General features: G+C 55.4%; 25 protein-coding genes and 1 pseudogene. 13 read left to right on the plus strand and 13 right to left on the minus strand.

The annotated features are described in order from the left end of the window. The 4 genes and pseudogenes from ACR0JE_RS17270 to pedF form a co-directional block, all read right to left on the minus strand. Positions 1 to 133, minus strand: a pseudogene (locus tag ACR0JE_RS17270) ((2Fe-2S)-binding protein); the annotation flags it as partial. Positions 134 to 157: 24 nt separating this feature from the next. Then, positions 158 to 697, minus strand: a complete 540-nt coding sequence (locus ACR0JE_RS17275) for an SRPBCC family protein (RefSeq protein WP_480544498.1) — start codon at positions 695 to 697, stop codon at positions 158 to 160. A gap of 70 nt (positions 698 to 767) precedes the next feature. After that, complete coding sequence (locus tag ACR0JE_RS17280; RefSeq protein WP_480865053.1) at positions 768 to 1,664, minus strand: substrate-binding periplasmic protein; 897 nt, start codon at positions 1,662 to 1,664, stop codon at positions 768 to 770. Positions 1,665 to 1,682: 18 nt separating this feature from the next. Next, positions 1,683 to 2,363 carry a cytochrome c-550 PedF gene (gene pedF / locus ACR0JE_RS17285; RefSeq protein WP_480544500.1) on the minus strand — a complete coding sequence of 227 codons (681 nt, stop codon included), beginning with the start codon at positions 2,361 to 2,363 and terminating at the stop codon, positions 1,683 to 1,685. A gap of 158 nt (positions 2,364 to 2,521) precedes the next feature. On the opposite strand from pedF, the gene ACR0JE_RS17290 reads away from it, so the two are divergent. The 6 genes from ACR0JE_RS17290 to ACR0JE_RS17315 all read left to right on the plus strand — a co-directional run bounded on the left by ACR0JE_RS17290 (position 2,522) and on the right by ACR0JE_RS17315 (position 7,249). After that, positions 2,522 to 3,688 (plus strand): ABC transporter substrate-binding protein, encoded by a 1,167-nt coding sequence (locus tag ACR0JE_RS17290; protein ID WP_480865054.1) that lies wholly within the window; start codon positions 2,522 to 2,524, stop codon positions 3,686 to 3,688. 5 nt (positions 3,689 to 3,693) lie between these two features. Then, a complete protein-coding gene (locus ACR0JE_RS17295) occupies positions 3,694 to 4,656 on the plus strand; it encodes a YVTN family beta-propeller repeat protein (RefSeq protein ID WP_480544502.1) in 963 nt (320 codons plus the stop codon). A gap of 21 nt (positions 4,657 to 4,677) precedes the next feature. Beyond that, the gene (locus ACR0JE_RS17300; protein ID WP_480544503.1) at positions 4,678 to 5,130 is read left to right on the plus strand and encodes a cupredoxin domain-containing protein; all 453 of its coding nucleotides are present in this window, start codon (positions 4,678 to 4,680) and stop codon (positions 5,128 to 5,130) included. Beyond that, complete coding sequence (locus ACR0JE_RS17305) at positions 5,127 to 5,846, plus strand: ABC transporter ATP-binding protein (RefSeq protein ID WP_480544504.1); 720 nt, start codon at positions 5,127 to 5,129, stop codon at positions 5,844 to 5,846. The genes ACR0JE_RS17300 and ACR0JE_RS17305 overlap by 4 nt, the downstream gene beginning before the upstream one ends. Then, entirely contained in the window at positions 5,843 to 6,634 is a 792-nt protein-coding gene (locus ACR0JE_RS17310) for an ABC transporter permease (protein WP_480865055.1), read from the plus strand. The genes ACR0JE_RS17305 and ACR0JE_RS17310 overlap by 4 nt, the downstream gene beginning before the upstream one ends. A 75-nt stretch (positions 6,635 to 6,709) precedes the next feature. Beyond that, positions 6,710 to 7,249, plus strand: coding sequence for an SEL1-like repeat protein (locus ACR0JE_RS17315; protein WP_480544506.1), 540 nt, complete (start codon positions 6,710 to 6,712; stop codon positions 7,247 to 7,249). A gap of 3 nt (positions 7,250 to 7,252) precedes the next feature. Here ACR0JE_RS17315 and ACR0JE_RS17320 read toward each other — a convergent pair whose 3' ends face one another. Then, positions 7,253 to 7,807, minus strand: coding sequence for a hypothetical protein (locus ACR0JE_RS17320; RefSeq protein ID WP_480544507.1), 555 nt, complete (start codon positions 7,805 to 7,807; stop codon positions 7,253 to 7,255). 173 nt (positions 7,808 to 7,980) lie between these two features. Here ACR0JE_RS17320 and ACR0JE_RS17325 point away from each other — a divergent pair, with 173 nt between their 5' ends. The 4 genes from ACR0JE_RS17325 to ACR0JE_RS17340 all read left to right on the plus strand — a co-directional run bounded on the left by ACR0JE_RS17325 (position 7,981) and on the right by ACR0JE_RS17340 (position 14,013). Continuing rightward, positions 7,981 to 9,747, plus strand: a complete 1,767-nt coding sequence (locus tag ACR0JE_RS17325; RefSeq protein ID WP_480865056.1) for a PQQ-dependent methanol/ethanol family dehydrogenase — start codon at positions 7,981 to 7,983, stop codon at positions 9,745 to 9,747. Positions 9,748 to 9,892: 145 nt separating this feature from the next. After that, on the plus strand, positions 9,893 to 10,570 hold the full coding sequence (locus ACR0JE_RS17330) for a response regulator (protein ID WP_480544509.1): 678 nt from the start codon (positions 9,893 to 9,895) through the stop codon (positions 10,568 to 10,570). Positions 10,571 to 10,623: 53 nt separating this feature from the next. Further along, a complete protein-coding gene (locus tag ACR0JE_RS17335) occupies positions 10,624 to 11,793 on the plus strand; it encodes an FIST N-terminal domain-containing protein (RefSeq protein ID WP_480544510.1) in 1,170 nt (389 codons plus the stop codon). 3 nt (positions 11,794 to 11,796) lie between these two features. Next, positions 11,797 to 14,013 carry a hybrid sensor histidine kinase/response regulator gene (locus ACR0JE_RS17340; RefSeq protein ID WP_480865057.1) on the plus strand — a complete coding sequence of 739 codons (2,217 nt, stop codon included), beginning with the start codon at positions 11,797 to 11,799 and terminating at the stop codon, positions 14,011 to 14,013. A gap of 25 nt (positions 14,014 to 14,038) precedes the next feature. On the opposite strand, the gene ACR0JE_RS17345 is transcribed toward ACR0JE_RS17340, so the two are convergent. Further along, entirely contained in the window at positions 14,039 to 14,596 is a 558-nt protein-coding gene (locus ACR0JE_RS17345; protein WP_480544512.1) for a tetratricopeptide repeat protein, read from the minus strand. Between the two features lie 277 nt (positions 14,597 to 14,873). Then, on the minus strand, positions 14,874 to 15,269 hold the full coding sequence (locus ACR0JE_RS17350) for a RidA family protein (RefSeq protein ID WP_480865058.1): 396 nt from the start codon (positions 15,267 to 15,269) through the stop codon (positions 14,874 to 14,876). Positions 15,270 to 15,355: 86 nt separating this feature from the next. Here ACR0JE_RS17350 and ACR0JE_RS17355 point away from each other — a divergent pair, with 86 nt between their 5' ends. Both ACR0JE_RS17355 and ACR0JE_RS17360 read left to right on the plus strand, forming a co-directional pair. Beyond that, entirely contained in the window at positions 15,356 to 16,081 is a 726-nt protein-coding gene (locus ACR0JE_RS17355) for a helix-turn-helix transcriptional regulator (protein ID WP_480865059.1), read from the plus strand. 212 nt (positions 16,082 to 16,293) lie between these two features. Next, positions 16,294 to 19,245, plus strand: a complete 2,952-nt coding sequence (locus tag ACR0JE_RS17360) for an NAD(P)-dependent oxidoreductase (protein WP_480865060.1) — start codon at positions 16,294 to 16,296, stop codon at positions 19,243 to 19,245. Between the two features lie 166 nt (positions 19,246 to 19,411). Here ACR0JE_RS17360 and ACR0JE_RS17365 read toward each other — a convergent pair whose 3' ends face one another. Genes ACR0JE_RS17365 through ACR0JE_RS17375 form a run of 3 tightly spaced genes read right to left on the minus strand, consistent with a single transcriptional unit; the run spans position 19,412 to position 22,189 of the window. Then, positions 19,412 to 19,612 carry a DUF2783 domain-containing protein gene (locus ACR0JE_RS17365; RefSeq protein WP_480544516.1) on the minus strand — a complete coding sequence of 67 codons (201 nt, stop codon included), beginning with the start codon at positions 19,610 to 19,612 and terminating at the stop codon, positions 19,412 to 19,414. A gap of 3 nt (positions 19,613 to 19,615) precedes the next feature. After that, entirely contained in the window at positions 19,616 to 21,232 is a 1,617-nt protein-coding gene (locus ACR0JE_RS17370) for an FAD-dependent oxidoreductase (protein WP_480865061.1), read from the minus strand. Between the two features lie 6 nt (positions 21,233 to 21,238). Then, complete coding sequence (locus ACR0JE_RS17375; protein ID WP_480865062.1) at positions 21,239 to 22,189, minus strand: MBL fold metallo-hydrolase; 951 nt, start codon at positions 22,187 to 22,189, stop codon at positions 21,239 to 21,241. A 137-nt stretch (positions 22,190 to 22,326) separates the two neighbouring features. On the opposite strand from ACR0JE_RS17375, the gene ACR0JE_RS17380 reads away from it, so the two are divergent. Then, a complete protein-coding gene (locus ACR0JE_RS17380) occupies positions 22,327 to 22,815 on the plus strand; it encodes a MarR family winged helix-turn-helix transcriptional regulator (RefSeq protein ID WP_480865063.1) in 489 nt (162 codons plus the stop codon). A gap of 16 nt (positions 22,816 to 22,831) precedes the next feature. Here the strand turns inward: ACR0JE_RS17380 and ACR0JE_RS17385 are convergent, their stop codons facing one another. From ACR0JE_RS17385 to paaD, 3 genes are read right to left on the minus strand one after another with little or no spacing between them, the layout of a single operon-like run. Further along, the gene (locus ACR0JE_RS17385) at positions 22,832 to 23,593 is read right to left on the minus strand and encodes a Phenylacetic acid catabolic protein (RefSeq protein ID WP_480865064.1); all 762 of its coding nucleotides are present in this window, start codon (positions 23,591 to 23,593) and stop codon (positions 22,832 to 22,834) included. A gap of 13 nt (positions 23,594 to 23,606) precedes the next feature. Beyond that, complete coding sequence (locus tag ACR0JE_RS17390) at positions 23,607 to 24,680, minus strand: 2Fe-2S iron-sulfur cluster-binding protein (RefSeq protein ID WP_480865065.1); 1,074 nt, start codon at positions 24,678 to 24,680, stop codon at positions 23,607 to 23,609. A 13-nt stretch (positions 24,681 to 24,693) separates the two neighbouring features. Further along, positions 24,694 to 25,155: a 1,2-phenylacetyl-CoA epoxidase subunit PaaD gene (paaD, locus tag ACR0JE_RS17395; RefSeq protein WP_480544525.1), complete on the minus strand. Its 462-nt coding sequence runs from the start codon at positions 25,153 to 25,155 to the stop codon at positions 24,694 to 24,696. Positions 25,156 to 25,160 lie beyond the last annotated feature (5 nt).

The following is a 25,160-nucleotide window of genomic DNA, read 5'->3' on the forward strand; positions in this document are numbered from 1 at the left end:
ACTGCGCCGTGTCACACCCAACATGCGTCCCAGTCAAACTCAAATGATCCCGCAAAAAACCAGACAATAACGTCCGACCCTCTACATCGCCACTCACAGCCTTACCGTTCACAGTCATTGAAATCTCGGCCATAACATCCTCCCTAAAACTCTCTGCTCAAACGCCCAGAACGCGTTTGAGCCAGCCTTTCTTTTCTTCTGTCTCTTGAACTGGCTCAATCGGCTCTGCCGTGGCCTCATCTTTCGCAGCAACCGGTTCGACTTCGACCGCGCCCTGGAAATTCTCGAAGAACTGGTCGGCCATCTTCTTGGCCACACCATCGATGATCCGGCCACCCAGTTGCGCCAGCTTGCCACCCACCCGGGCATCAACACTATAGGCCAACAACGTCCCTTCCGGTGCGTCGGACAGGGTGACATCGGCAGAACCCTTGGCGAACCCGGCCGCACCGCCCTTGCCTTCACCTGTTAGTTTGACGCTTTGCTGATCGACCATGTCAGACAATGTGACCGAGCCTTTGAACGTGGCTTTGACAGGTCCGACCTTCTGCACCACCGTTGCTTCAAATCCGTCTGCGGCCGTGCCCGACATTTCTTTGCAGCCCGGTACACAGTCTTTCAACACTTCTGCAGATAACAACGCATCCCAGACCTTGGACCTTGGTGCCGCTATGACGCGGCTATCCTGTAGCTCCATGCCATTCCCTCCAAATTTCTTGCTACGCTACGCGGTGAATACCGTGCTGCCTATTCGACCTTGGGAGTAGTCAGCGAAGTTTCGGAGGGGTGTGGGTCAGGCCGTAGGTTTCAAAGATCTTTTGAATCCGCCCATCTTGCAAAGCAGCATATATAGCGTCATCGACCGCGTAGCTGAGACCCCGATAGGCAAAATGAACGGCGACGCCGCTGGTCCAGGTGCTGACGGCAAAACCCGGCAGCGGCGGAGTATGAATGTCCAGATCCTGAGTGAGACCGGCCTCCAGCTGCGCGCGGGGGCCCATGGCTGCCATCGTTTCCCCTTCGGCCAGCGCGGTCATCGCCTGTTCGGCGGACGGGAACCTGCGTAAATTTTGCGAAAGCTGGCCGCCCGGAAAGGAAGACAGGTAGAAATCTGCGATCGAGTCGTTTTCCACGGCCACCGTGTCGAACCGGAAATAAGCTGGGACCGGGGGGTCTTCGGGGTAGGCGTCACGGCGATAAGCGATGGCGATCTCTTCATCGTGATATTGTCCGGTAAAGACAACCTGCTCGACGCGACAGGCGAATTCACTGTCATAGGGAATATGCAGCATCACATTTGCCACGCGACCATTGATCAGCGGGCCTTTCCAGATCCAGTTGCGCAAATCTGCTTCTAGGTTCTCTCCTGCGGCGACCAGTTTGAACCTAGGTTCGACCCCCAGATCCTCGGCGATCAGCTTGCCGATTTCGATATCTACGCCCTGTATCTTGCCATCTTTCTCGAACGACCAGGGTGGGAAGTCCTCGTAGGCGGCAAAGTCGATATAGCCGCGCTCGACAATGGTATCGAGATCGGCGCCGACAATATCCCGACTGGCATTTTGAGGTTTAGGTTGAGGCACATGATCTTCGCATCTAGCCAGAGCCGACCCGGACGTAAGGGCGGCAACCAACAGGGAGAGTAAAAAGAGCGATCTGATCATGCGCCTCAGTCTGCCGCGCTATTGCGCTGCAGACAATCCGATAGTCAGTTGTTCGGCGGCTTCTGCGAAATCCGGGCTATCACCCGAGATCAAGACAGCCGCGCGCAGGGCGACACTGTCTGCGACCGGCGCGCCCGATCCTGTCTCGATCGAGCTGGCAATCTCGTCTAGCTCTGCCTGCAAAGCGCTTGCATCCCCATCGCCACCATCTGCCATTCCCGCGAGTGTATCTCTGATCTCTTTCAGTCTCTCGGAATGATCATCCAGGGCACCGTCATCGGGGCGGGTTTCGATATAGGTCCTGATCGCCCAGGCCGCTTTTTGACCCAGCAGGTCTCCGAAAGCGGGCATTTTGGTGATCCCATTCTGAGTATAGCCTTCGCGGAAGCGCTCGATATACCATTCATCGCCGTACTCTTCGGCTTCAAGGTAGCGAAGGTCTGGTGCCAGCCCGCCCGAGACAACGCCCAGACCGTGGCACCGGGCGCAGTTCTGGTTGTAGCCCGAGTCTCCGATTTCGATGGCCGCTTGCCAAACCTCTTCCCCCTGACTGCGATAGGGGTTTTCGATCAGCCACTCTTCGCTCACGTCGGGCAGAACATCCGTGTTCACCGGTTGCGGTGCGACGTCGCCATGGGCCAGCGCCATGCCCCCGGCGGTAACGGCGCCCAGCACTGCACTATAAAAACCAAGACGCATCTTCTCCTCCTTATGATGCTTTCCTCGGTCATAGCCCAAGCAGAATCACCGCGAAATTCGACCTTGGTTGCACATCCACCTCGATTGTCGACTAAGGTCTAATAGGCGTTCACAAGCGCCACCAGCTTTACTCTGAACCAGAGGGAGGAGGCCAATACATGTTCAGGATTTTCCGTGTTTTTGCGGTGTTAACCCTGCTACCCGGTATGGCCATGGCCGAACTGGAGATCTCAGTTACGTATCTGCAGCTTCAGACAGCCAGACCGCCGGTTCTGTCCAATCTGGACCCGGTGCCAGAGGATCTGGGTATTGCCGGGGCCGAGCTGGGGCTTGCAGACAATCTGACAACGGCGAAGTTTTTGGGGCATAAGTACTCCCTGACTATCCAATCGGTGCCTGAGGATGGCTATTGGTTGGCCGCCGCGCGGCAGGCGCTGGCCGAAACGCCTTACCTTATACTAGATGCGCCTGCACAGGCGCAGCTTGATGTGGCGGATCTACCCGAGGCGGCAGGGGCCGTTCTGTTTAATGCCTCTGCTTCTGAAATTTCAATCCGGGATGAAGCTTGTCGGGCGAATTTGCTGCATACGTTGCCGTCAAACGTCATGAGAACGGATGCGCTTGCACAATTTCTGGTCAAGCGCCGGTGGCAGAGGTTGGTTTTGGTGTCGGGGGATCATCCGGGTGATCAGGCATTTGCAAACTCGATCAAACGTTCGCTTGAGAAATTCCGACTAGAACTGAAAGCAGAGAAGACCTGGGCTTTTGATGCTGACCTTCGCCGCAACGCCGCGCAGGAAGTGCCGCTATTCACGCAGGACTTCGGCGACTATGATGTTTTGCTGGTCGCGGATGAGTTGGACGATTTTGGACGCTATATCCCGTTCAACACATGGGAAGCACGGCCCGTGGCCGGATCTGAAGGCTTGCAGCCCGTCACCTGGTCTCGGGTGGTTGAGCAATGGGGTGCGGTGCAGATGCAGAACCGCTTCTTTGAACAGTCCGGTCGGGCAATGATGCCGAAAGACTACGCCGCATGGGCTGCGTACCGGTCCTTGGGCGAAGCCGTCACGCGCACCAATTCTGCGGATCCGGCAACACTGCGGGCGTATATCCTGTCGGACGATTTCGAACTGGCAGGTTTCAAAGGGCGCGCAATGAATTTTCGCCATTGGAATGGTCAGTTGCGCCAACCGATCCCTCTGGTGACGGATCGGGCGGTAGTGGCGATGGCCCCGCTTGAAGGATTTTTGCACCAACGTACCGAGTTGGACACGTTGGGTATCGATGAAGCCGAAAGCCAATGCCAGGCATTCAAGGAGTGATAAGGATGAGACTAGCAGCACTTTTGGCAGCAACCGCGCTTTGCGCTCCGGCGGCTGCGGATGAGATTTGGATAAGCAATGAGAAAGACGACACACTAAGTGTAATCGATATTGAAACACTTGAGGTGATCAGAACCATCGAGACGGGAGAGCGCCCGCGGGGCATCACGTTCTCAAAGGATTACTCGGTCCTTTATATCTGCGCATCAGACAGTGATTCAGTACAGGTTATGGACCCTGAAACCGGCGAAATCTTGCATGATTTACCATCGGGTGAAGACCCGGAACAGTTCGTACTGCATCCCAATGATCGGCATTTGTATATCGCGAATGAAGACGATGCGATCACGACTGTTGTCGACACAGAAACACGTGAGGTGATCGCCCAGATTGATGTCGGAATTGAGCCAGAGGGTATGGCGGTCTCTCCGGATGGGAAGATTGCGATTACCACGTCCGAGACGACCAACATGGCGCATTGGATCGATACCGAAACGCGTGAGCTGTTCGCCAACACATTGGTCGATTCTCGGCCGCGCCATGCAGAGTTTCTGAAAGACGGAACCGAGCTTTGGGTAAGCTCTGAAATTGGCGGCACGATCACAGTGTTCGATGTCGAGAGCCAAACGGAAAAAGCCAAGATCGAGTTTGAGGTTGAAGGTGTCCACCCAGATAGGGTGCAGCCGGTTGGGTTTGAACTATCGAACGGTGATGAAACTGCGTTCGTAGCCCTTGGACCGTCGAACCACGTGGCGGCGGTGAATGCTGAAACCTACGAAGTTGAAGATTACATTTTGGTCGGGCGCAGGGTCTGGCACATGGATTTCAACGCGGACAAGTCGCTGCTGTTTACCACTAACGGTGTGTCGGGTGACGTGACGGTGATCGATGTTGCGAAACGCGAACCCATCAAGACGATCAAAGTTGGTCGGTTCCCATGGGGCGCGGCTTTCCGCCCAACCAATTGAATGAAAACAAGGAGATATAAGATGGTTCGACTAACAACTCTGGCCGCGATGCTGGCTTTGGCTCTACCGACAGTGGCTTTGGCAGATGATGATGACGATGATGATGGGTTTGGTCTGGCGGGCTTGTTGTCGGCCAAGAATAAGGAAGATCTGCCACCAATCACCCTGTCTGCTGGTGTCCCCCTGTCTGAAGCGCCTTGGGAGTTGAAGTCCGGCACCTATTATGAGTTCGAAATTCAAGGCGATGGCAGTCAGGAACTTGCCATTGTCGGGCCAGAGTTTTTTCGCGCAATCTGGGTGGATGAGATTGTGGTCGAAGGGCTGGAAATCCGACCACTGGGTGTCGATTCAATCGAGTTCGATGAGGCGGGCGAGATGGAAATAGGCTTTGTCGCCATCAAACCAGGCAGTTACTATCTGAAGGTGCCGGGTAGCACTGGCGAAACACAAAGGCTGGAGATTACCATTAAGTGACAGGGCTTTCAGTCCGGAATGTTAGCTACGACTATGGCGAAAAGTGTGCCCTTGATGACGTGAGTTTTCACGTTCCACAGGGCACGTTTTGCGCGCTTCTGGGGCCCAATGGCGCAGGTAAATCCACACTTTTTTCCCTGCTGACCCGTTTGTTTACCACTGCACAGGGCATCATTGAGATTGCGGGGTTCGACATGTCCCGACAGCCTCGCGAAGCCCTTGCGCAGATCGGTGTGGTGTTTCAACAGCCTACCTTGGATCTGGATCTGACCGTTCATCGAAACCTCAGTTACTTTGCTGCGCTTCACGGGCTTTCAGGCCACAAGGCTCAGGCGCGGATTATTGATGCTCTGGAACGGCTGGATATGCGCGAACGTATGGACGAACGGGCGCGCGATCTGAACGGTGGGCATCGCCGACGCTTGGAAATCGCCCGGTGCCTGATACATGAGCCCTCGGTCCTGCTGCTGGATGAACCAACCGTGGGTCTGGATGCGGCGGCACGCAGTTCGATCACATCGCAGGTTCATGAGCTGTCGGCGCATAGTGGTCTGACCGTGCTCTGGGCCACCCATTTAACCGATGAGATCGAACCCGATGATCAGATCGCGGTGCTTCACCGGGGGCAGTTGTTGCATCAAGGGATCTGTCGGGATGTGACAGGGGCAAAGCCATTGCAACAGGTGTTTCTGTCCATGACTGGATCGACTGAATGAAAGGCGCCTTTGTTGCTTTGCACGCGATATTGGTCCGCGAGGCGTTGCGTTTCGTGAGGCAACGCAGCCGGTTCGTTGCAGCTCTGGTGCGCCCATTGGTCTGGCTGATCGTATTCGCAGCCGGGTTCCGCGCTGCTTTGGGTCTGTCGATCACGCCGCCTTATCAGACATATATTACTTATGAGATCTACATCGTACCAGGCTTGTGCGGGATGATCATGCTGTTCAACGGGATGCAAAGCTCACTCAGCCTTGTCTACGATCGCGAGATGGGTTCGATGCGGTTGCTCTTGACCAGCCCCTTGCCTCGGTGGTGGCTATTATTCTGCCGTTTGCTGGCCAGCACATCAATTTCCATTCTGCAGGTTTACACCTTTCTCGCTGTTGCAGCGATATATGGAATCGACATGCCGATTATCGGGTATTTCTATGTGTTGCCTGCGCTTATCATCGCAGGGCTTATGCTGGGTGCGTTGGGGATGGCATTATCTTCGACCATCCGGCAGCTTGAGAATTTTGCGGGAGTAATGAATTTTGTCATATTCCCGATGTTCTTCCTATCTTCGGCTTTATATCCACTGTGGAAAATGGCGGAAAGTTCACGTCTGCTGAGAGATATCTGTTCCCTCAATCCGTTTACCCACGCCGTAGAGTTAATTCGTTTCGCGCTTTACGGGCAGTTCAATCTTGCCGCTTTGGGTTGGACGATCCTCGCTGGCATTGTCTTTTTAGGCTTCGCACTTTGGGGTTACGACCCGGCACGTGGAATGAAACGACCGGGGCGATAACCCATATACGACCATAGCAGGGATGAAATACACCACCCAATGCGATAGTCTTATCTTCAATCGGAGGGTTTGATCATGATCCGCATTGCATACTGCCTGCTGTTTCTCGGCACGTCTGTCACGGCGCAGACGGTCGAGGATGAATTCGGGACACTTAATCCCCAAGACACCGGCTTTGGCCGTGTAATGAGCAATATTGAAAACGGTGTGACAGACATGACCACCTGCGCCACCGGCTATTACATCACCAAGTCTGGTCGGCATGAAATGGCCCGCACACTTTTCGAAAGCTGTGCCGAAGCGGGATATACCGGCGCGATGACCTGGATGAGCCAACTGGACAACAACGGGCTTGGTGCGGAATACGACCCGGACGCGGCCGCCGCGTGGGATAAGCGCGCCGCAGATCTTGGAGATCCGGTTGGCAAGTTCAACTACGGGCTCAATCTACTGCGCGGACACGGTGTGCCACAGGATGAACGGTTGGGCCGCGACTATGTAGATAGCGCAGCACAGGACGGGCTAAAAATTGCAAAGCGCCTTCAGGAATCGGGCTATGATCCGAACGAGGTCACGCCTGATGCGGATGAATGGAAGTATGCACCGCTGTTCTAAACGTCATTCGATTATGAGCTGGGGCAGCCAATGACTGTCCGGATCGGATGCGTGAATATCCTGTTCTGAAACAGGTCTTAGATTTCCGTCTTCGGGTGGCGCTGACAGCAGGCCCATATCCATTTCATGTAGGGTGCCGACAAGGTGGTCGCCGTCAATGCGTAGCTGGTAGTAGACACCGTTCCACATATCGATCCCATACTCGGTGGCCCCCTTGTGTATGAACAGAAGATCGTATTCCAGATCTGTCAGATCGTTTTGCGACACCTGACGTCGCAAGGTGTAGGGGTAGGGGACGTGACACCAGTGCTTTTCTGGCCCCTCCAGACATCGAAACGGGCGCATCGATAAGAAGTGCTCGGTGAAAGGACCGGAACTCAAATCGATCGTGTATGAAAAAGTCCCTTCAGATTCCACGAAATTCACGTGACCGATCAGTATCTTGCGATTTGAGCTGTCCAGCGCGTAGATTTGTTTTTGTCCGTCCAGCGGCGCGGCGGACGCACTTGTTTCAAATCCCAAAACGCTGATCAGTAGGAACGGAAAGAACCTCGACACTGTAGCCTCCTGACAAAAAAGTTGCGTCAATCTAGTTGAAATCCGGCGGTTGCCCCCTACGACCATTGTGCAATTTCGCTCATGGTCCGGTCCGCGAATAATACACTCGCCAACAATTCCGACGCGTCGGAGATTCGGCGTGGAGGAAAGACACAAGTCTAGGGAGGATACCGATGAGCCGGTTTATCATGGCGGCGGTTGCAAGCGTCATCGCGACGAGCGCAGCCTATGCAGAAGTTACCGAAGACGATCTGGCCAATGACCAAACGATTACCAATCAAATCGTTACGAATGGCATGGGACGTCACCTACAGCGCTACAGCCCGCTGGACATGCTGAACAAGGACAACGTCAAGAACCTGCTTCCGGCCTGGGCCTTCAGTCTTGGCGGCGAAAAGCAGCGCGGGCAGGAAACCCAGCCGCTGATCTATGACGGGATGATGTACATCACCGGGTCCTATTCACGCCTCTATGCGATTGATCTGGAGACCGGCAAAGAGGTCTGGCAATACGATGCGCGCTTGCCCGAAGGCATTCTGCCCTGCTGTGACGTGGTCAACCGGGGTGCTGCCATCTATGGCGACAAGGTCATTTTCGGCACGCTGGACGCACGGATCGTGGCGCTGAACAAGGACACGGGCGACGTGGTCTGGCGCGACAAGATAGCCGACTACAAGGCGGGCTATTCCTATACCGCTGCTCCGCTGATCGTTGATGGTCTGGTCATCACTGGCAACTCGGGCGGTGAGTTCGGCATCGTTGGCGCGGTTCAGGCGCGGGACGTCAATACTGGCGATCTGGTCTGGGAACGCCCGGTGATCGAAGGCCACATGGGCAAGCTGAATGGCGAAGAAAGCACCATGACGGGTGAGCTGAACGCAACCTGGCCTGGTGACATGTGGAAAACCGGGGGCGGCGCGACATGGCTTGGCGGGTCTTATGACGCCGACACCGATACGCTGGTCTTTGGTGCCGGTAACCCGGCCCCCTGGAACAGCTGGTTGCGCGATGCGGGTACCCCGACTGAAGGCAACAAGGGCGACAACCTCTATGCCGCCAGCCGCATCGGGATCGACCCGAAAACCGGCGAGATCAAGTGGCATTTCCAGACTACCCCGCGTGAAGGCTGGGACTATGACGGTGTGAACGAAGTAGTTGCCTATACCGATCGCGAGGGAAACAAGCGGTTCGCAACCGCCGACCGGAACGGGTACTTCTATGTTTTGAACCGTGAAGATGGCGCCTTTGTCTCGGCTACACCTTTCGTCAAGGACATCTCATGGGCCGACGGTATTGATGAAACGGGTCGACCAATCTTTGTCGAAAACAACCGCCCTGGTGATCCGGCCGCGGCCGCTGATGGCAAAAAGGGTGAGGTGATCTTTGCCTCGCCGTCCTTCCTGGGCGGCAAGAACTGGATGCCGATGGCCTTCTCGCAGAACACCGGCAATTTCTATGTGCCTTCGAACGAATGGGGCATGGATATCTGGAATGAGCCGATCACCTACAAGAAGGGTGCCGCCTATCTGGGTGCGGGCTTTACCATCAAGCCGAACTACGAAGATCACATCGGCTCGCTCAAGGCCATCGACCCCGATACCGGTGAGTGGAAGTGGGAATACAAGAACGACGCTCCGCTGTGGTCGGGCGTGATGACCACGGCTGGTGGGCTTGTCTTCTTCGGCACCCCCGAGGGCGAATTCATCGCGCTGGATGACGAGACCGGCGAGAAACTGTGGTCGTTCCAGACCGGTTCCGGCATCGTCGGTCAGCCTGTGACCTGGGAACAGGATGGCGAGCAGTATGTCTCGATCATCTCCGGCTGGGGCGGTGCGGTTCCGCTTTGGGGCGGTGAAGTAGCCAAGAAGGTCAACTACCTGAACCAGGGCGGTACCTTGTGGACGTTCCGTCTGCCGAAGGAACTTGCCTCAGCAAACTGAACTGCTGGCCAAGTGGAAGAAAAACGCGCGTCAGGTTTGGCGCGCGTTTTTTAACGCATGTACGACTTTCCGACAGTAGGCGGGGTCCGGTCGACTTGCTAGGATTGGTCAGGTTGGGGCAATTTGATTGCAGAGGCCAGAATACATGCTTGCTGAAGCGACTAGAGAAAACGATTTTGAGAAGGTTCTAATCGTAGACGACCATCCGCTGTTTTGCGACGCGTTGTCCATGACGTTGCAAAGTGTTGCGCGGATTGGCGAAATCCACACAGCAGATCGGCTTGAAGACGCAATCGAGCTGATCGCGAAAGGGTTTAGGCCTGACGCGGTGATGCTTGATTTGAACTTGCCGGATGTAGATGGGCTTGAAGGGCTGATACGCCTCAAATCTGTCGCGAATGCCCCGGTTATCGTGGTGTCTTCGCTCTCAGAGAATCGGGTTATCAGTCAGGTCATAAATGCCGGAGCGTCGGGCTACGTTCCCAAGCACAGTCAGCGAGAAATCTTTCGCGCCGCAATTGAAACCGTCCAAACCGGAGGCGTCTTCGTTCCCGATGGATGTGTGCTGATTAACGCGGATGAAGATAGCGAACACAGCGCTGCAGTAAGCAAGTTGATGACCTTAACGAACCAGCAGTCTCGGATTCTGCAGTTGATCTGCGAAGGCAAACTGAACAAGCAGATCGCATACGATCTTTCGATTGCTGAAACGACCGTAAAGGCACATGTTACTGCAATAATGCGCAAACTTGGCGTCCAAAGCCGGACCCAGGCCGTGCTGATCGCCAACAAGGCCTCGTTTGCCAGCGTCTTGCAAGAATAGGGTCTAACAGCATACTTTCATAGAAAGTCGCGCCTTTTAGGGAGGATGGCTCGATGAACCAAGCTGTCGGGTGGGCAACGGCCCAGACCCGTTCGCCAGGTATTGTGAGAACAGAGTTCGTCCACTGCGACACAGATGATGCAGCGTCTGTGTTGGCGGGCGCGTTTGATAGTGACCCTTTTGCGCTGGTTATCCTTTTTGTAAGCGCCAACGCCGATGCTGGTGCAGTGATCTCGGATGCGCGCGCCGTGTTTGCGCCGGCACCTGTCGTTGGCTGCACCACAGCAGGTGAGCTTGCCGACTGTGGATATAGTGAAGATCTGATTGTCGCGATTGGATTTCCGCAAAGTCATTTCGAAGCCCGTACCGTATTGGTGCCCGATCTTGATGATTTTTCGTCCAAAGACATCATCAATGAGATGATCGACAACCGAAATCAGATGATGACTGCTGCACCGGATTGGCGACATGAGTTCACGTTTTTGATGATAGATGGTTTGTCCACCAAAGAAGATGCGCTGACTTCAGAGCTTGCCGTTGGCTTAGGCCCTGTGCCGCTGTTTGGTGGGTCCGCCGGAGACGGAACGCGTTTTGATAGCACCTTTGTGCTGTCGGATGGGCAGGCCTTGCAAAATGCGGCCGTCCTTTGCCAACTGCGCACGCGGTGTCCGATCAAGGTGTTCAAAACCGATCACTTTATCCCCAGCGCCCAACGCATGGTTGTGACAAAGGCCGACCCCGTCAAACGCATCGTTCAGGAAATCAACGCCGAGCCCGCTGCGCGCGAATATGCCCGCATCCTTGGTAAAGACCCTGAACAACTGACAACCTTCACCTTTGCGGCCCATCCTGTAGTGGTACAGATAGGCGGGCAGCATCACGTAAGATCCATTCAAAGGGTCGATGAAAACGGTGATTTGGTGTTTTTTTCCGCGATTGACGAAGGTTTGGTTCTGACCTTGGCGGAACCCAGAGATATGGTGGAACATCTCAAGGAAGAGATTGGGCTGTTAACGCGGGATCAGGTGCCAGATACCATTTTGGGTTGTGATTGTATTTTGCGCCGTCTGGAGGCTCAGGAGAAGCAAAAGACAGGGGCGATCTCTCGAGTTTTACGCGAGAACCACGTTGTTGGGTTCTCAACATATGGCGAACAATACAACTCGATCCATGTAAATCAGACACTGACCGGAGTTGCGATTTATCCCCCGGACAAAGGATAAGCGATGATTGAGGCCCTCATCAATCCAGCTGACACGCTCACGCGTCAAAACGAAAAACTCTTGAAGATCGTGGCCGCGTTGATGAAGCGGGTGGAAGAGTCCACGGACGAATCCGGAGCAGCATATGCACAGTTTCAAAGGGCCGCGATGCTGGAGCAGGAGGTGCGCGCCCGCACAGACGACTTGGAACGGGCGCTAGAGCTGCTGAACGATTCGAATGCCCGCCTGGCCACCGCAAATCAAGAAACCGAGGCTGCACGGGCAAACTTAGCTAATGCGATTGAAACCGTGCAAGAAGGATTTGCTCTGTTCAACCTCGAAGAAGAGCTGGTTTTGTGCAACAGCCGTTTCGGACTTCATATGCCGGACATCCAGGATCAGTTGCTGCCTGGATTGCGTTTCACTGAATATGTCGATTTGGTCAGCAGATCGAAATACTTGTCCCTTCCGGAAACGGTCACGACTGAAGAATGGGCACAGCGCAGGTTGGCGCGCCATGCGGATGATCACGTAGTGTTCAACGTCCGGCTTAGCGGAAATCGCTGGTCACAGGTTTCGGAACACCGCACGCCCGATGGTGGGACTGTTGTTCTGCAAACCGATGTCACAGATATCATGCGGATTGAGCGCAAAGAGCGGGACCGCATTTTGGATGACAAAGCGCGCCTGATCCGTGCCACTTTGGAACATATCGATCAGGGTGTCTGTATATTCGATAACAAGCTGCGACTGGTTGGCTGGAACAATCGCGCCAGCGAGTTGTTGGCCATTCCCATTTTTCAGTTTCAGATGGGTGCACGGTTCAAATCCCTTTTCGACCGTCTGAGCACGACAATCAGCCTGGAAGGTGGTGTGGCAGACACCGACTTGCTGGCCTGGGTCAATCGTCCGACCAACCGGCCTCCGCTAAAGTTTCAGATGCAAAGCGGCGGGTCAAAAATCCTTTCCGTGTTTGCCCAGGAAATGCCGGACCGGGGCTTTGTGATTTCGTTTACGGATGTAACCGCCGAACGACAGTCCGCGCAGGCTTTGTACGAGGCTAAGGAGCTGTTGGAGCAGCGCGTTGCCTCACGAACGATGGAACTTGCGGATGCGTTGAACGATGCAGAGCGTGCAAATGCATCGAAATCCCGGTTTGTTGCTGCGGCAAGCCACGATCTGCTGCAACCTTTGTCGGCTGCAAAGCTATATGTCGCTGCATTGGGCGGTGGATTGGAACCGTCCGAGGCTGGTATCGTCGCGTCTAAGGCCGAAAGCGCGCTAAACAGCGTCGAGCATATTCTCGAAGCCTTGCTCGATATTTCCAAGCTGGATTCTGGTCGCGCATCGGTACACATGTCGACTGTTTCAATCAAAGAGCTTTTCTCGCAGATGGAAGACGCATTCGGGCCGGTGGCCCAAGCCAAAGGGCTGGATCTACGTTTCGTCGCGACCGATGCGTTGGTCAGAAGCGACGCCACCTATTTGCGTCGAATTCTGCAGAATTTGTTGTCAAATGCGATCCGTTACACTGAAACCGGCAAAGTACTTGTAGGTGTACGGCGGCAGAGGAATAGTTTTTCGATCGAAGTTTGGGATACTGGTATCGGGATCGCGACCGATCAGCAAAATATTGTTTTTCAGGAGTTTCGGCGCTTGAACTCCGACGCGAGTGCGGCCGAAGGAATGGGCTTGGGGCTTGCCATTGTAGAACGCGCCTGCGGATTGCTTAAACATCCTATTCAGCTTCGCTCAGAGCTTGGCCGGGGAACTGGTTTTTCAATTGGCGTACCGTCGGCCAAGTTTACAACTCAACAGAAACCAGATCCGGCGGATGTCGGCGAACCAGAATCCAATATACTGGCCTCGAAAATCGCATTGCTGATCGAAAACGACGAAAGTCTGCGTGGAGCCCTCAGCATGACCATGGAAGCATGGGGTCTACACGTTCTGGAATGCGATAGCAAAAGCCAAGCTTTCCACTTGTTGCAAGAGATTGATATTTTGCCTGATGTGATCGTTGCGGATTTTCAATTGAGTGACGGAAAAACAGGAACCGATGCAGTCGTTGCGTTGACCGAAAGGTTCGGCAACTTGCCCGCCTGCATTGTCTCAGCCAATCGTTCAGCGGAGCTGACAGAGCAATGTAAATCGGCAAGCCTGCCACTGCTTCACAAACCAATCGATGCGCAGCTGTTCAGGACGACGCTAGAGACCATCATGGGCTCATCGCGATCTTGAGAGAGATGAGCCCTGTTTCCCGACTTTAGAACAGGGGCTTGTACTTCCACTCGTCAGCATCGGGCGTTACTTCGTCCAGATCATAGTCGGCGCTCTGTAACCTTTTCGCAATTGCCAAGCCGTCCTTTGCTGCCTGATCTATGTAGCTGCGCCCCAATGCCTCATCCTGTTTGATGCCGTGACCTCGCATGAGGTTTAGGCCGTGGTTGAACCTGCCGACCGGATCCCCGAGTTCAGCGGCACGACGGTCCCATTCGGCAGATGCATCCGGGTTATAGTCGCCTCCAAGACCGTTGTTCTCCAATTGGCTCATCCACGTCATGGCTTTGGTGTAACCAGCCTCTGCGCATTTGCGGGTTAGCTTTCTTGCAAGCTCATGGTTGTCGTTTTTTGTAACATTAATGCCCAAGGAGCAGGTTACCGAGTCGATGACACCCATTTCGATTTTGCGGGTCAGCATCTCACGGCCTGTGTCCTGTGGGTTTAGAACACCAAGTTCATCCTCTTTGAACACAGGCGGTTCTTCTGCATGCGCACCGAACGACAGGGCAAGGATTAGGATTGGATACGTAAAGTGTTTCACGAAGCTATCCTCCGACCCAAAGACTATCACGCGACACCAGCTCGTGTCACTTGGACTTTGGTGGTGGGGTGGTGCTGTCGGGGCCGAGACAGCGACCAATGTCCAATTGGATAGTGTCGGGGCGATCACTCTGCCACCTGAAAGAAAACGATGACCAGCCTATCTGTGATACGATGGGGATGATTTGTCTGGTGCTTATAAATTCACAGGCTTAGAAAATTTCTGGGATTCCTGGATGAAACGACCACAGGGCGTTGCACCATAGCCGTTTCAGAATTCACGCTGCCGCTGTTGCTTCGATTTCGAACAACAATCCGGGGATAGCGAGGCGCGTCACACCCAAGAGCGACATTGGCGGAGCCACTTGATGCGAACCGAACCGCATCCCCAGCAAGTCAAAATTTTTGAGCGCCTCGTCAACGTCGGTCGCATAGATCCCAAGCTTGATGACATTGCTCAGGTTCATGTCTGCCGCGCTGAGAACGGCTTCCAAATTATCGAGTGCAAGATTTATCTGCGCGCGCATGTCGCCAAGGTGCTGGGGATTGCCATCCCCGTCCACTGCCGTTTGTCCCGCACATATTACCTGACGTGACACCCCGTCAATGATCTCAGCCTGGTTATAGCCAAGCTTGATCGACCAATCCCAAGGGTTCACTGCAGTCCGTTTCATATCACTATCTCCTCAGTTTTGTTTCCAAAACCTTGGTAGGATGAAACGGTGACAAAATTTGTCACTATTGATGTTAGAATGCTCCTATGAACATTCGAAGCAGACATGACGCCATCGTGCGAAACCTTCGTCGGAATAGTACATCTACCGTCGACGCGCTTGCCAAACAGGTCGGAGCCTCGCGCCGAACAATATTGCGCGATATCTCGGCACTGCGGGATGAAGGCTATGTAATCTACTCTGATGTAGGGCGGGGTGGGGGGCTGCAGCTTGATCCACACTCTATACAGACAACAGCAAAGCTATCGGTGTCCGAGGTTTTTGCGTTGTTAGTCAGCGTCGCGACAACACGTGCCGCTGGAAACTTACCCTTTTCGGCTCTTGCCGATGCGGGCCTTGCGAAAATCGAAAAGGCGCTACCAGCAGAAAAAGTGAAAGACCTGCGCAGGTTTTTGGATTGTCTCCATATTGGCCAGCTTTCACCGTTACAGGACTTGTCAGATGTAAGAAAAACCGAGCCTGAACTTCTTCCTGCATTCGAAGCCGCGTTTCTTCAGCGACAGTTCGTCCGATTTGTTTATTATGACGCCAAAGGTCAGAAAACGCAGCGCGAAGTCGAACCTCAAGCCATGCTCATACTACCGCCATTGTGGTATCTGGTGGGCTGGGACCCGTCGCGCAAAGACTTTCGTCACTTCAGAATGGACCGGATTGCTGATCCTACGGTCGTTCCTGATACTCAATTCCGCCGGCGCCATGTTCCGTTTGAGGATGATGTCTGTCCTTATCGTGAAATGATCCGCAGAACTTAAACCCGCCTCGCAAAATAGTCTTCGAGCCCGCAGATGTTATGCTTTATCGATGCATAAACTCCGCCTCATTCCTCAACAAATACGAAAAATTCATGCTTGGCGCGAACTTGACGTTTGGCAGCGCTAAAACTTCGCAATTTGATGTTTCCCATAGTGAACAAGGGCGTACGATGTGCGCAAATCGGATGAAGTTGAAATGAGACAGATAGACCATGAGCGAACTTGAAGCGCAGCGCAAAATCTCCATCGAAGCGACACAGAGCGGGCCTCCGCCTCGGACCATCAACCCGTTCTTTGGCGTGGGGCCCATTACCGACGTGATTCAGGATGAGGCTGAAGGGCGCAAAAACCGTTTCGACTTTGACCGTTGGTTGGAAGCCACCTATCGCAAGCTTGACGACAACGGTAACGATCTGGGACCGTTCACCACCGCAGAGATCGGCCGTTCGATGCACCGTGGCTATCCGGCGGATGCAATCCTGCGGGACATGATGTTCCATATACATCGGTATTTTGGCTTCCCCAAATCAAATCCGATGGCTGTGGGTCTTGGCGGCGGCCATAGTGGTTTTACCGTCGCCATCATGCATTTGATGAACCCGAATCTGGATGGTCAGAAACTGTTTGTAGACACCCCGCGCCCGGAATCGGACGAGGCCACCGAGGGCGGGTTCTTCCGTCAAAGCTGGGGAACACAGATCCTGGAATTACAGCAGTTTGCCGCCAATGGGCACGAAGATAAGGTTGTGTTCGCGGACGCCGAAGGCACGATCCCGTCAGCGGACGAGCTGGAGGCTATGGGTATCACCCTGTTTGTCGGCGTTGGGCACGAAACCACCGGGGCGACCACTTATACCACCGAAGAAGTCACCTCGCTTCTGGACTGGTTGGACCGCGACCCGGCAAACCGCCACGCGATAATTGATGCAACGTCGATGCTGGGCGGGATGCCCTGGCCGCGAGACGTGGTCGAGTCCTTCATGGCGAAATGCAACATCTTCACCCCGTTTCAGAAAGCAATCGGTGGGATCTCGGGTTACTTCCTGGCGTCGTTCACCCCGGCAGCGATGCAACTGATCGAAGACAACCAGAAGAACCCGGCCTGGGCGATTGCGCGCCAGTTGAAGCTGGTTGTTCCAACCGATGCCAAGAAGCCGCTGACCGGCGATAAAACTGTGGGTCTTGGCCCGTTCTATGATGCTGCGGCGGATAAGATGACGGGTGGAGTGATCAATACATTCTCGTCGCTGGCTTTCGCTGAAACGACCTATGGCCTGTTGCGTGTCGAAAAGATGTTTGGCTCGGTTGGGGTGATGAACCAGCGCTCTGCCGCCAACCGCGCGCAGATTGATACGTGGCTGGCTGGGCAAGACCTGCTGGTTGCCGGTGTTAGCGACGCACAGAAACGGGGTGCGGCGGTGACCCTGCTGGCGGTCAACGATCCCGGCATCACCGATCCAGCCATTCACGCTCGCATCATTGCCCGGTCGAAGCAGCTGCTGGGCTACGAGGGGCTGACCCATCCCAATGACGACCATGAACCGGGTCTGGACGCGGCCCGCTACGTAAATGCCTTCCCCGGCACCCCTGGTGACTATCGCGCCTGGATCGGTGGCATTCGCGAGCCCGAGGATATCGTGCGTCTGCTGGACAACATCTCTTACGCCTATCACCGTGCCAAGGTTGTGGTGCTGGAAGAGGAACTGGCCGCGCAAGGCACCACTTTTGAAGCCTCAGCAACAGGCGGCGCGGACCAGCGTAAAGATGACCCGAACCGCGCCTATCGCATTCTGGTCGCGGATCTGGTCGGCCTGAAGTTTGGCACGGACGGGCAGCCGGATGCTTCGGCGGTTAAGGCCTATGTCGAGGAACAGGGCGCAACCTTCACTTATGGTGGCTGGGATGGGTCCGATCTGCCTGCTGGTCAGCATTTCTTCTATCTGCCAGACCTGTCCACGCATGAGGAACTGACGGCGGCATGCTGCGGCAACCAGTATGACGCGGTCATCGCGGCGGCGACCTTCTTCCCCGAGAATGCAACGTTCCCCGAAGGCGGCGTACGTATTGGTGCCGGAACCGGCAATATGGCCTGTGCCTGCTGGGGTGGTGGTGACGGCGCGGGCGGTTCTGCCCCGCTGATGAACACCCCCAGCTTCAACAGCCGCGCGACGGCACAGACCGCGATGAAGGCTTTGTTGCGTGTTTTGCCTGATTTGAAGGTCGATGAGATGCACAAACGTGTTGTTGACGGCGACTTTGACACCGGCAAGCACCTGCGCGATTACCCGACCGAAAAGCTGGAAGGCAAAAGACTGGGCGTGATCGGCTACGGCAATATCGGCCGCGAAGTAGCGAAGCTGGGCAAAGCCTTTGGAATGACCGTCGCCATACATGCGCGCGCGCGGCACCGTCAGTGGATTGAAAGCGAAGGTTTCATCTACGCTACAACTCCGGAAGGGGCCGCCGCTGGCGCGGATGTGTTGTCGCCCCATACCGGCCTTGGCGCCAAGGGTGCGGATGGTGTTTTTGCCAATGCGGGGCTTGTTGGCGCGTCGGTTCTGAATGCCCTGAATGACGGCGCGGTTCTGGTCAACTATGACCGTGGCGAGGTTGTCGATGCTGACGCGCTGAACGATGCGATGGCATCAGGCAAGGTGGCCTATGCAGCGATCGATGCCGATCTGTTCATCGCAGAGGATGGCAGCCTATTTGGCCCGATGGTGCCTTACCGTCCGCTGATCGACGCCTATCCGGGGCGATTGGAGCTGCTCCCCCATGCGGCAGCGGATACCGAGCACACCTCACGCGTTGAAGGGGCCAAGCAAGCGGTCGATCAGATCCTGTCGGCTATTCGCTATCGCAAAGTGATCAACTGCAAGGGTGATATCCCCGAGGGCTATACCAGCGGCGGCGCACATACTGTCGCCGGGGTCGGAAAAGTATCCGCCTCTGCGATCGTATCGGCAGCAGCAGATGCGGACACGTTGACCCGTCTGCGCGACGCGGCTGAAACACTGGCTGCGATCTGGGGCGCCATTGAAACAACCCGCGATCCGGCCCGCCGGGCGGAATTGATCGAACGTCACGGAGAAGCGTTGACGCTGGCGTCGAACACGCTGCACCGAGACTTTGACGCCTGGGGTCTGGTCGGCGGTTACGACTGATTTGGCTCGGAAAGTCGACAGGCTGTGCGCAATGCAATAGCCGTGGATCTATTGAAACGTATCAAGCAAACCATCCAATGGGTGGTTTGCTTCCCGGTGCAGGATGATCTTTCAAGCAAAGCGCCTTTCTGTGCGTCCGGACATTGCGCAGTTTGCGTCTGAGCACCTATCTACTAGTAGCTTTTTGGGCCGCAAGCAATGCAGCCTCCAGTGTCGACTGATCGCCAATGTGATTGGCCAGAATCAGGATCAATCGGGCGTTCAGTGCGTGGACGCCAGCCTCGTCTAGCCCGTCATGGGCATTCAGCAGCGCCTCATAGAAATCGTCGCCATTGTCGAAGTTTGGGGTCAGGATCAGGTGTGACATGGCTCAGCTCCTCCCCAAGGCTTTGTGCATTGCTGCTTCAAGGGCAATAGGATCAAACTGTGGCCAACGACCGGCGACATGCTGATCGGGGCGGATCAACAAAACGGCTGATTGAGCCTCGCCCAAATAGCGTTCAGCCAAATGGCCCGTGACGTTCTGAAGGGTAAGACAATCCAGCGACTGCTCAGCTACATCTATCCGCATGGGCAGATCGCAATTCAGGGCGAGGATTGAGAATGCACCAGTGTTGAGACGATCCAGCAGAAACCCGTTTTCCAAAGGCGCATCAGGTAGTGGACTGCCGGGCCGTGTGCAGGCTGGTCCCTCGGGCATCCCGTCGTTACTATTTAGCGGCGAAAGATCATAGGTGCACGGCACCGACAGGCGACCCGAATTCACCAAAGGGCGCGCGAAATCAAAATCGGTGACCAGATCAAGCACCGCATCGCGGAACAGCGCGTGTGCAGGGTTCCGAGGCGTCAGAAAATCAGCGCTGCGGCTGGAATTTTTGATGTTCTCCATCGCGCCATGCTTGCGTTCGGTATGGTAGCTGTCGAGCAGCGCATCTGGTGCATCGCCTTGGATCACTGCGGTCAGTTTCCACCCAAGATTGTCGATATCCTGAATACCGCCGTTGCAGCCGCGGGCACCAAAGGGGCTGACCTGATGGGCGCTGTCGCCTGCGAAGAATATCCGACCATGGCGATACTCTTTCATCGTGCAACAGCGGAACGTGTAGATTGATGACCAGACCGGCTCGAACTCTACGTCTTCCCCGATCATCGCTGATACTCGGGTGGCGACCTTATCAGGGTCCAGTTCGGCCTTGCGATCAATGTCCCATCCAAGCTGGAAATCAAGTCTCCAGACATTATCAGGCTGCTTGTGCATTAGGGCGGTTTCACCGCGATTGAACGGCGGATCGAACCAGAACCGACGCTCAACTGGGAAATCCGCCTTCATCTTGATATCCGCGATCAGGAAGTTGTCTTCGAACACGCGGCCTTCGAAACCAAGCCCAAGCATCTCGCGCGTGGGCGAGCTCGCGCCGTCACAGGCTACAAGGTAGTCGGCTTCGACTTGATAGGGTCCACCCGGCGTATCGACGTCCAAAAGGACGTGATCTTGGTTTTGTGTCAGCGCTGTAAGTTGGTTCTGTCCACGAATCTCAATCGGCGCGCCCAAAGCTTGCTGGCGGCGAATTTCCTCGACGATGAATTGTTCGAAATAGGGTTGTTGCAGGTTGATGAAGGCCGGGCGCTTGTGGCCTTCCTCTGGCAGCAGGTTGAACGAGTATATCTCTTCCGTGTCACGGTAGACCCGGCCCAGATTCCAGACCACGCCTTTCTCGACCATGGGTTCCCCGCAGCCTAGACGGTCGCAAATTTCCAGTGTTCGTTTGGAAAAGCAAATCGCGCGGCTACCCATGCCCACGCCGTCATGGTCATCCAGCACAAGGCACCCAACGCCTTTCTTACCAAGATCCAGTGCAAGCCCCATACCAACGGGGCCACCACCCACGATCACTACCGGATAGCGGCTGGGTCTGGGTGCATCCTGATCGGGGACCCTTTCGTAGGGATAAAGCTGAAAGGCCGTTTGATATCGTGCTGTAACCATGGCGGTTTAACCCTGCAAGGCCTCCCACATGTCCAGATCGCGCTGGGCGGTCCAGATCCGGGGTGTGTCGATGCCGCGGGCCTCGTCATAGGCGCGCGCGACGTTGAAGGGCAGGCAGTGTTCATAGATGGCGTAGTCTTTGAACTTGGGATCGCATTCGGCGCGGACCGCGTCCCAGGCGTCTTTGAGCGAGCCGCCTTTGGCGGCAACAGGTTTTACCGCGTTATAGGTGCTATCAACAAAATCACGCGTGTTGGCCAAGGCTGCATCGACCATCTGACGTCCGACCAGAGCATCCCCGCGTCCGGGGGCAATGCTTTGCGGATCGTAAGACTTGACTGCATCCAGTGTTGCGCCCCAATCTTCGAAATGGCCGTCACCGCAATAGCAGGCCGAGTGATATTCGACGATATCACCGGTGAACATCGTCTGGCTATCGGGCACCCAGATGATGCTGTCACCCGCCGTATGCGCGCGCCCGATCTGCTTGACCACAACCTTACGATTGCCCAGATAGACGGTCATCTGATCGTTGAAGGTTGTTGTGGGCCAGGTCAAACCGGGGATGCTTTCATGCCCTTCAAACAGGCGCGGAAAACGCTGAAACTCGCTGTCCCAGTCCTCCTGTCCGCGCTCCACCACCATAGCGCGCGCCGTATCCGACATGATGACCTGTTCTGCGCCAAAGGCCGAGGCCCCCAACACACGCACAGCGTGGTAGTGGGTCAGAACCACATGAGAGATTGGCTTGTCGGTCACGCCGCGCACGCAGTCGATCACCTTTTGTGCAAGGCGCGGGGTGGCCTGAGCCTCAATGATCATGACACTGTCGTCACCGATGATCACGCCCGAGTTCGGATCGCCCTCGGCGGTGAAAGCATAAAGCCCGTCGCCGATTTCTGTGAAAGAGATGTTCTTTTCAGACATATCCCCTTGGCTTGCGAATGCTTTGGCCATGATCGGCTTCTCCCTGATACGGCCGCCCGTTTGCATGCGAAGCGACAGTTTGTTTCATCTGCAACGAGCTGTTTGTCTTTGCAAATGAGGCAAAAGTCAATATCGTTCTAGATGCAACGACCTTGGATATTGCCTATATGTCTGACGAATTTAACCTGTCTTCCTTCTTGCCATACCGGCTAGCGATATTGTCCGAGCGGGTCAGCCGCCGCTTGTCGGTCGAATATGACCGGACACATGGGCTGGTTGCTGCAGAATGGCGGGTGTTGGTGCATCTTCAGCGCTGTGTAACTGCATCGGTCCGCGATATCCGAACCTATGTGAACCTTGAAAAGCCACGGGTCAGTCGCGCGGTTTCCAAACTCGAGGCGGACGGGCTTGTCACAAAGGTGCCGGGTGATACGGATGCGCGGCTTGTTTCGATTTCGCTGACCGATGCAGGGCACCAAGCTCTCGCCGAGATATTGCCCGCCGCCCGAGAGATCGAAGACCGTTTGCTGGCGGTCGCCAGCCCCGACGAATTGGCAACATTCTTTGATGTCATGGAGCGCATGCATCATGTTCTGGACAAGGACCCGCAGGCCAAGCCGCGCTCGGCCATGGATCTGGACGGTGTTGAGACCTGAAGCCAACCCCACGCTTCTAGGAAGGCGCCGACAATCCCAGCGTTTTCAGGGTCTCAGCCGTCGTCTTGTGCCAACGGTCGCGCAATGAAGCGTTTGTGGTCCGCCGCAGCCCAAGTGATTTCAGAAGCTCGAACCGCTTATCATCGTCACCACCGAATGAGCCAGCAACGCGGGGCCACCAGTAGGTGACTGAAGTTTGCATAGGCTCAGCTTCGCCCAGTTCGATCAGTTTGATCGCCCCCTCCTTCGCCAATTCACCATGATGCGCCTCGATTGGAGCAATTGCGCGGAAAGCTTCGGCCAGCGGCTGATATGAAATTGTTGAATATTCGGCCAGTTGTTCGGCCACAGCACCGCTCATGAGCAGGTTCATGATCACCGCGTCCGACCAGCCCGAAAACGGATAGTTGAACACGGCCAGACGCATGTCATGTTCGGACCGGGTGGCCCCGATATCCGCATCCCGGTTCAGCCGCGCCGTCCAGGGGTGATGATTGGCATAACGGTCCGTATCGACGCCGAACTCGCCCATGATGTTCAAAACGCGGTCTGCATGATCCGTTTTTTCAAGCACGATTTTTGAGGCGGCGATGCGTTCCTTGATACCCGGTCCAAGGTTGATCACATCTGCAAAACCTGCTGCGCCTGCCAGCTCACTGTCGACAAATGTTGCCATCAGTTTCAACAGTTCCGCGCGATAGCGGGGCGGAACGTTTGACGGGTTGGTCAGCACACCGCCCGAGGCAAGATAGGTGTCGAGGGCCATGGCGTCGTTCATATCGGGTACCTCGCTACTGATCGTAATCCACGACCACGCGGTCTGTCAGCGGATAGGCCTGACAGCTGAGCACGTAGCCCTTCGCAACCTCGTAATCCTCAAGCGCATGGTTGGCGAGCATCTCAACCTCACCTTCCAGCACCTTGCAGCGACAGGTCGAACACACACCGGCCTTGCAGGCGTAAGGGGCATCCATCGCGTTTTCCAGGGCGGCATCAAGCAAAGACATGTCCTTGGGAATGGTCAGAGCCTGGGTCGAGCCGTCTAATGTAATGGACGCACTAGTCTGATTGTCCGTCCGGCTGGCATCCGCCGCGCTTGCCTTGCGCTTTGCGCGACCGGGCTGAGCGCTGGCGAACAACTCGAACTTGATCTGGCCTTCATCCAGTCCGTGGTCGCGCAGGGCGGCGGCAATGCCCAGCATCATCGGTTCCGGCCCGCAGATGAACGCCGTATCGACGTTTTCGATATCAACCCAGTGCTTGAATAACTCAGCGCATTTTTCCTGTGTGACTAACCCGGTGAACAGGTCGATTTCCTGAGAATCCGTTTCCAGAATATGAATCACATTCAAACGGCCCATATAGAGGTTCTTGAGGTCCTCCAACTCCTCGCGGAACATGATCGTGTTGATGCCTTTGTTGGCATAGATCAGCGTGAACCGCGATTGAGGTTCACGGGCGAGGGTGGTTTTGAGGATCGACAGAACCGGTGTCACGCCAGAACCACCCGCAAAGCCGAGATAATGCTTTTCAGCATTTTCATTGATCGGAGCGTGGAAGCTGCCCATGGGCGGCATGGCCTGCACAATGTCACCGACACTCAGCTCAGCGTTGGCCCAGCCTGAGAACGCGCCGCCATCAACACGTTTGATGCCAACCTGCAGAACGCCATCGTCTTTGCCTGCACAGATCGAATAAGACCGGCGCAGTTCTTCGCCCTCAAAATCGCGCCGGAATGTCAGGTACTGACCGGCGATAAAGTCGAATTCTTCCGTTGCACCATTCATAGGTTCGAGCGTCACAACCACCGCATCGCGGATCGTTTTGTGGATATCGGTAACTTTCAGATCGTGGAAACGTGCCATCCGGTGCTTCTCCTCAGATGCACTTGAAATAGTCGAAGGGTTCCAGACAGTCGGTACAACGCCAATGCGCCTTGCACGGGGTCGAGCCAAACTGGCTGACTTTTTCAACTGCCTTGCTGCCGCAGTGTGGGCAACGCTCGGGGCCGCCTGCCGGTTGCGGCGGGGCGATCCCGTATTCTTCCAGCCGGGCGCGGCCTTTGTCGCTGAGCCAATCCGTGGTCCAGGCGGGCGCGATGGTGGTTTCGATCTTCAGATCCTTGATCCCCTGATCCCGCAGCGCCGTTTCGATGTCCATGCTGATGACTGAGGTCGCAGGGCAACCGGAATAGGTTGGGGTAACCGTCACAGTCAGTGTGCCCGCATCCCAGTGCACATCGCGCACGATCCCAAGATCGACCACTGAAATCACAGGGATTTCGGGGTCAGGAACAGCATCCAGCCATTCCCAAATCTGGTCCGTTGGCACCCGTTCCATGTGGG

It is taken from the genome of Ruegeria sp. H3, from assembly GCF_056533095.1.

Coding starts and splice junctions, on each gene's coding strand:
- ACR0JE_RS17310 (WP_480865055.1), top strand. CDS start 5,843: ATGAAAGGCGCCTTTGTTGCTTTGCACGCGATATTGGTCCGCGAGGCG.
- ACR0JE_RS17315 (WP_480544506.1), top strand. CDS start 6,710: ATGATCCGCATTGCATACTGCCTGCTGTTTCTCGGCACGTCTGTCACG.
- ACR0JE_RS17335 (WP_480544510.1), top strand. CDS start 10,624: ATGAACCAAGCTGTCGGGTGGGCAACGGCCCAGACCCGTTCGCCAGGT.
- ACR0JE_RS17350 (WP_480865058.1), bottom strand. CDS start 15,269: ATGAAACGGACTGCAGTGAACCCTTGGGATTGGTCGATCAAGCTTGGC.
- pedF (WP_480544500.1), bottom strand. CDS start 2,363: ATGCGTCTTGGTTTTTATAGTGCAGTGCTGGGCGCCGTTACCGCCGGG.
- paaD (WP_480544525.1), bottom strand. CDS start 25,155: ATGGAACGGGTGCCAACGGACCAGATTTGGGAATGGCTGGATGCTGTT.
- ACR0JE_RS17325 (WP_480865056.1), top strand. CDS start 7,981: ATGAGCCGGTTTATCATGGCGGCGGTTGCAAGCGTCATCGCGACGAGC.
- ACR0JE_RS17300 (WP_480544503.1), top strand. CDS start 4,678: ATGGTTCGACTAACAACTCTGGCCGCGATGCTGGCTTTGGCTCTACCG.
- ACR0JE_RS17340 (WP_480865057.1), top strand. CDS start 11,797: ATGATTGAGGCCCTCATCAATCCAGCTGACACGCTCACGCGTCAAAAC.
- ACR0JE_RS17290 (WP_480865054.1), top strand. CDS start 2,522: ATGTTCAGGATTTTCCGTGTTTTTGCGGTGTTAACCCTGCTACCCGGT.
- ACR0JE_RS17360 (WP_480865060.1), top strand. CDS start 16,294: ATGAGCGAACTTGAAGCGCAGCGCAAAATCTCCATCGAAGCGACACAG.
- ACR0JE_RS17375 (WP_480865062.1), bottom strand. CDS start 22,189: ATGGCCAAAGCATTCGCAAGCCAAGGGGATATGTCTGAAAAGAACATC.
- ACR0JE_RS17370 (WP_480865061.1), bottom strand. CDS start 21,232: ATGGTTACAGCACGATATCAAACGGCCTTTCAGCTTTATCCCTACGAA.
- ACR0JE_RS17365 (WP_480544516.1), bottom strand. CDS start 19,612: ATGTCACACCTGATCCTGACCCCAAACTTCGACAATGGCGACGATTTC.
- ACR0JE_RS17390 (WP_480865065.1), bottom strand. CDS start 24,680: ATGGCACGTTTCCACGATCTGAAAGTTACCGATATCCACAAAACGATC.
- ACR0JE_RS17380 (WP_480865063.1), top strand. CDS start 22,327: ATGTCTGACGAATTTAACCTGTCTTCCTTCTTGCCATACCGGCTAGCG.
- ACR0JE_RS17385 (WP_480865064.1), bottom strand. CDS start 23,593: ATGAACGACGCCATGGCCCTCGACACCTATCTTGCCTCGGGCGGTGTG.
- ACR0JE_RS17280 (WP_480865053.1), bottom strand. CDS start 1,664: ATGATCAGATCGCTCTTTTTACTCTCCCTGTTGGTTGCCGCCCTTACG.
- ACR0JE_RS17330 (WP_480544509.1), top strand. CDS start 9,893: ATGCTTGCTGAAGCGACTAGAGAAAACGATTTTGAGAAGGTTCTAATC.
- ACR0JE_RS17275 (WP_480544498.1), bottom strand. CDS start 697: ATGGAGCTACAGGATAGCCGCGTCATAGCGGCACCAAGGTCCAAGGTC.
- ACR0JE_RS17295 (WP_480544502.1), top strand. CDS start 3,694: ATGAGACTAGCAGCACTTTTGGCAGCAACCGCGCTTTGCGCTCCGGCG.
- ACR0JE_RS17355 (WP_480865059.1), top strand. CDS start 15,356: ATGAACATTCGAAGCAGACATGACGCCATCGTGCGAAACCTTCGTCGG.